This is a genomic window from Chromobacterium aquaticum (assembly GCF_021129195.1).
Classification (GTDB): domain Bacteria; phylum Pseudomonadota; class Gammaproteobacteria; order Burkholderiales; family Chromobacteriaceae; genus Chromobacterium; species Chromobacterium aquaticum.
Genome location: NZ_JAJOHW010000217.1, coordinates 1 through 5588, shown reverse-complemented (window position 1 = coordinate 5588; position 5588 = coordinate 1). Strand labels below are relative to the sequence as shown.

Genomic DNA, 5588 nt, shown 5'->3' with positions numbered 1-5588 from the left:
TCGCGCGCCAGCGCGCGCTCGGCGCTGACACAGGCGTGGGTGGCGGCGTGGTTCAGCGGCGCGAGCAGCTGCATCAGGTCGGCGCGGTCGGCGCGGATCTCGATGCCCAGCGCGCCCTGGCCGGCGGCCGGCAGGCTTTCCGACGGCGGCAGTTCCTTGCGGATGCGATCGGCGAGGCCCAGGCGCTTGAGGCCGGCGGCGGCCAGGATGATGGCGTCGTACTCGCCGTCGTCCAGCTTGCGCAGCCGGGTTTGCACATTGCCGCGCAGCGGCTTGACCACCAGCCGCGGATAGCGGGCGCGGATCTGCGATTCGCGGCGCAGGCTGGAGGTGCCCACCACCGCGCCATCCGGCAGCTCAGACAGGTCGGCGTAGCGGGCGGACACCAGCGCGTCGCGCGGGTCTTCGCGTTCGCAGATCGCCGCCAGCGCGAAGCCTTCCGGCAGCACCATCGGCACGTCCTTGATCGAATGCACCGCCAGATCGGCGCGGCCTTCGGCCAGCGCCACTTCCAGCTCTTTGACGAACAGGCCTTTGCCGCCGATCTTGGACAGGGTTTTGTCCAGGATCTGGTCGCCCTGGGTGGTCATGCCCAGGATGTCCACGCTGAGGTGGGGATAGAGCGCTTGCAGCCGGGCCTGGATGTGTTCGGCCTGCCACATGGCCAGCCGGCTTTCGCGGCTGGCGATGACGATTTTGTCCATGAAAACCGGTTTCCGATCGGGCTATGTGCTTGGATGGCGGGCATTCTAGCATGCCGGCCCGGCGCGCAGCGCCGCCGTATCGTCCAGGCGGCGGCGTAAAGCTTGATGTTGCGCAATGCGCAGTCAGGTCAATATCTAACTGGTTAAATGACAGTAGTGTTGCCACTACAGCGGCAAGCCTGCTTATGATGTTTTGCATGCGAAACGAATCGTCTGAAGCCAGCGACCGCGCTGACTTGAGCCGATTCAAAACTAGGAGCGGCCACGGCCGCTCGTCATCATCAAGGGATACCGAATGAGCGATTTAGACAAGGACTTGCCGCTGCGCGCCGATCTGGCGCGCCTGGACCGCGCGCTGGCCGAGGTGTTGAGCGAACAGGCCGGCCCCGAGGTCTACGCCGAGGTGCGCGCCATCGCCGGCCGCAGCGCCGAGGAACGCAGCCAGCCCTTGGCGGCTGAGTTGAGCCCGGCGGCGGCGATGGCGCTGGTGCGCGCCTGCGGCCTGTACGCCCAGCTGTTCAATATCGCCGAGGATCTGCACCATGTGCGCCGCCGCCGCGCCCACCGCCAGGCCGGCTCCGCGCCGCAGCAGGGCAGCCTGTCGCGCGCGCTGGGCAAGCTGAAGGCGGACGGCGTCAGCATCGCCATGCTGGCCGACACCCTGCGCGACGCCTATGTCGGCGCCATCCTCACCGCCCACCCCACCGAGGTGCAGCGCCAGAGCGTGCTGGACGGCCACCGCGCGGTGCGCCGTTTCCTGGGCAAGCTGGCGGCGGCGGATCTGACGCCGGAAGAGGAGGAGGAACTGGAGGCCAAGCTCAAGCGTGTGATCGTCGCGCTGTGGCAGACCTCGGAAATCCGCCACTTCAAGCTGGCGGTCAAGGACGAGATCGAAAACGGCGTCGCCTATCATCCGCTGACCTTCTTCCAGGCCTTGCCGGCGCTGTACCAACGTCTGGACCGGCAGATCGAGGCCACCTGGGGCCAGACGACGCCGCTGCCGTCCTTCATCCGCGTCGGCAGCTGGATAGGCGGCGACCGCGACGGCAACCCCAATGTCGACGCCGTGGTGTTGCGCCACGCGGTGACGCGCCAGGCGCAAGTGGCGTTCGAGCATTATCTGTACGAGCTGGCGGCGCTGTACCGCGAGCTGTCGCTGTCGCAGCGCCTGGTCGGCGTCAGCCCGGCGCTGGCCAAGTTGGCGGCGCTGACGCCGGACCAGGAGGAGAGCCGCCGCGAGGAGCCGTACCGGCGCGCGCTGGCGGCGATGGAGGCGCGGGTGCTGGCCACCGGCCTGCAATTGGGCGTGAGCCTGAGCGGGCGCTGGCCGGCGGGCCGGCCCTATGCCGACCAGGCTGAATTCCAGGCCGATCTCGCGGTGCTGGACGCCTCGCTGCGCGAGCACGGCAGCGCGACGCTGGCCGACGGCCGGCTGGCGGAATTGATCCGCGCGGTGGATGTGTTCGGCTTCTTCCTGATGCCGCTGGACCTGCGCCAGTTCGCCGGCAGCCACGAGGCGGTGGTGGGCGAGCTGTTCGCCCGCGCCGGACTGGAGGAGTTCGCGGCGCTGGACGAGGCGGCGCGCAGCCGGGTGCTGCTGCGCGAACTGGCCACGCCGCGGCTGCTGTATTCGCCCTATCTGGACTACAGCGCCGAGGCGGAGAAGGAGCTGGCGATCTTCCGCGAGGCGGCCTTGATCCAGCGTCAGTTCGGCGCCGACGCCATCGGCCAGAGCATCATCTCCAATTGCGCCCAGGTCAGCGACATCCTGGCGCTGGCGCTGCTGCTGAAGGAGGCCGGCATGATCCGGCTGGTGGACGGACAGCCGCGCGCCAGCGTCAATCTGGTGCCGTTGTTCGAAACCATTTCCGATCTGGAGCGCAGCGCCCAGGTGATGACGGCGCTGTTCGCGCTGCCGTGGTACCAGCAGTTGCTGGATAGCCGCGGTCGCATGCAGGAAGTGATGCTGGGCTATTCCGACAGCAATAAGGACGGCGGTTATCTGACCAGCCAATGGCAGCTCTACCAGGCGGAAAAGCGGCTGGTGCGCTGTTTCGCCGACGGCCGGGTCAAGCTGCGGCTGTTCCATGGCCGCGGCGGCTCGGTGGGCCGCGGCGGCGGTCCGTCGTTCGAGGCCATCATGGCGCAGCCGGCCGGCAGCGTGGCCGGCCGCATCCGCATCACCGAGCAGGGCGAGGTGATCGCGTCCAAGTATTCGGACCCGGCCATCGGCGGCCGCAACCTGGAGGCTCTGGTGGCGGCGACGCTGGAGGCCAGCCTCAGCGGCTGCGCCAGCTGCGAGACCGACGAGACGGTGTTCGACGAGTTGTCGGACGCCGCCTTCCGCGCCTACCGCGAACTGGTGGAAGCGCCGGGCTTCATGCAGTACTTCCTGGAGGCGACGCCGATCAACGCCATCGCCAAGCTCAATATCGGTAGCCGGCCGGCCTCGCGCAAGAGCCTGGCCTCGATCAAGGATTTGCGCGCCATTCCCTGGGTGTTCTCCTGGTCGCAATCGCGGGTGATGCTGCCCGGCTGGTTCGGCGTCGGCTCGGCGGTGCGCGCCTTCATCGAGCGCCACGGCGAAGCTGGCCGCGCGCGCCTGCAAAGCTTGTACCGCAGCTCGCCGTTCTTCCAGGTGGTGTTGTCCAATATGGAACAGGTGCTGGCCAAGGCGGATCTGGGCATCGCCCGCCGCTTCGCCGGCCTGGTGGAGGACCGCGCGCTGGCCGAGGCGCTGTTCGGCCGCATCCAGGCCGAGTGGCAGGCGACACTGGACGCTTTCTACGCCATCACCGGCCAGAGCGCGCTGTTGGAGAAGAACCCGACGCTGCACCGCAGCCTGGAAACGCGCTTGCCGTATCTGGACGCGCTGGGCCTGTTGCAGGCCGAGTTGCTGAGCCGGCTGCGCCGTCAGCCGGACGACGCCGAGGCCTTGTACGCTATCCATCTGACCATCAACGGCACTTCGGCCGGCTTGCGCAACAGCGGTTGAGGCCAGGCGCGGCGGCTGCACAGGCCCGTCGCCGCGCAGCGTGCCGTTCTAGTTTTCCTCGCCCAGCAGCAGCCGTTGCAGGGCGTCCAGCGCCGGCTGGCGCAGTCCGCGGCGGCGGATCAGCGTGGTCTGGGCCTGGCCCAGGTCCGCCGGTAGCGGATGGGTGGACACCTGGGCCGCCATCAGCGGCATGCTGTCGAGCAGGCTTTGCGGCAGCAGCGCCAGCCCCATGCCGCTGGCGACGCAGCTGAGCATGGCGTGGTAGGAGCCCAGCTCCACCAGGCGGCGCGGCTGCACGCCCTGGCGCTGCATCCAGGCTTCCAGCCGCTGGCGGTAGGCGCAGCCGTGGCCGAAGGTCAGCAGCGTGGTCTCGCCCAATAGGCGCAGCGACAGCTCGCGCTGGCCGGCGGCGGCCACCAGCACGATGGTTTCCTCGAACACCAGCGCCTCGTCCAGGCGTTCGTCGCCGGCCGGGCCGCTGATCAGCGCCGCGTCCAGCCGGCCTTCCAGCACCGCGCGCCGCAAGTCGTTGGACACGCCGGCTTGCAGCTCCAGCTGCACCGTCGGGTAGCGGCGGTGGTAGCCGGCTAGCACCGGCGCCAGCCGCGAGGCGGCGGTGCTTTCCATCGCGCCCAGCCGCAAGCTGCCGGCCGGCTCCGCGCTGGCCACCGCCTGGCGCGCTTCCTCGGCCAGGCTCAGCAGCCGCTCGGCGTAGTCGCCCAGCCGGCGGCCGGCCTCGGTGGGGATCAGCTTCTTGCCTTCGCGCAGGAACAGCGGCACGCCCAGCTTGTCTTCCAGCTGCCGCAGCCGGGTAGTGACATTGGATTGCACCCGGTGCAGCCGGGCGGCGGCGCGCGTCACGCCGTCTTCCTGCAGCACGGCCTGGAATATGCGCAGTTCGTCCAATTCCATCATTCTCTCCAAGAGATTATCTGAATCATAATAATTCATTTTTTGGAATGACGCGCGCGGGCTAGCATGCAAGCATTCCCATTCCCGGAGCGTGAACATGTCCACCCTTTCCCTGCGCCAGGGCTATCTGGCCGCCTTCGGTGCCGTCGCCATCTGGACCGGCTTCAACCTGGTGTCGCGCCTCGCCGCCAAGAGCGCGCTGGCCGGCACCGACATGCTGGCGCTGCGCGTCGGCGTCGCCGCGCTGATCCTGCTGTTGTGCGGCGGCCTGCCGCGCGGCGCCTTGCGCGATGCCCGGCTGTGGCTGCTGACCCTGCTGGGCGGCCTGGGCGTCAGCCTGTTCGCCTACAGCGGCTTCAAATACGCGCCGGCGGCGCATGGCGGCCTGCTGCTGCCGGGCATGCAGCCCTTCCTGGTGGCCTTGTTCGCCTGGCTGTTGGCCGGGGAGCGCTTGCAGCGCCACAAACTGCCCGGTTACGCCTTGATAGGCGCCGGCCTGGCCTTGAGCGCGCTGCCCCTGTTCAGCGGCGCCGGCGGCGATAGCTGGAAGGGCGATCTGCTGCTATTGCTGGCTTCGGTGAGCTGGGCGGCTTTCGGCGTGCTGGCGCGGCGCTGGGCCTATCCGGCCTGGCCGCTGACGCGGGCGATCACCATCATGGCGGCGCTGATTTATCTGCCGATCTATCTGCTGTGGCTGCCCAAGCATCTGGCGGCGGCGTCCTGGCCGACGCTGCTGTTCCAGGCCGCCTATCAGGGCGGCGCGGCGGCCATCGTGGCGATGGTGCTGTATCTGCGCGCGATCGCGGTGTTGGGCGCGGTGCGGGTGGGGATGTTGTTCGCCCTGATTCCGGTCTTGGCCGGCTTGCTGGCGGTGCCCTTGCTGCACGAGGCGCTGACCGGCTATCTGGCCGCCGGCCTGGCGTGCGTCAGTCTGGGCGCGTGGCTGGCGGCGCGCCAGCCGGCCGCCGTTGCGGCGG

The 5588-nt window shown here is 69.1% G+C and carries 4 protein-coding genes; 2 read left to right on the top strand and 2 right to left on the bottom strand.

Going from position 1 to position 5588, the window contains the following annotated elements; genetic code table 11:
• Nucleotides 1–704 (bottom strand): hydroxymethylbilane synthase (hemC, locus tag LQT98_RS23095; protein ID WP_231465518.1); only part of this gene is annotated, 704 nt, incomplete at its 3' end.
• Between the two features lie 295 nt (nucleotides 705–999).
• Between hemC and ppc the strand changes: the two genes are divergently transcribed.
• Complete coding sequence (gene ppc, locus LQT98_RS23090) at nucleotides 1000–3699, top strand: phosphoenolpyruvate carboxylase (protein ID WP_231465516.1); 2700 nt, start codon at nucleotides 1000–1002, stop codon at nucleotides 3697–3699.
• Between the two features lie 48 nt (nucleotides 3700–3747).
• Here ppc and LQT98_RS23085 read toward each other — a convergent pair whose 3' ends face one another.
• Nucleotides 3748–4611 (bottom strand): LysR family transcriptional regulator, encoded by an 864-nt coding sequence (locus LQT98_RS23085; protein ID WP_231465514.1) that lies wholly within the window; start codon nucleotides 4609–4611, stop codon nucleotides 3748–3750.
• Between the two features lie 97 nt (nucleotides 4612–4708).
• Here LQT98_RS23085 and LQT98_RS23080 point away from each other — a divergent pair.
• Nucleotides 4709–5588: DMT family transporter (locus LQT98_RS23080; RefSeq protein ID WP_231465512.1), on the top strand; the 880-nt coding region annotated here is incomplete at its 3' end.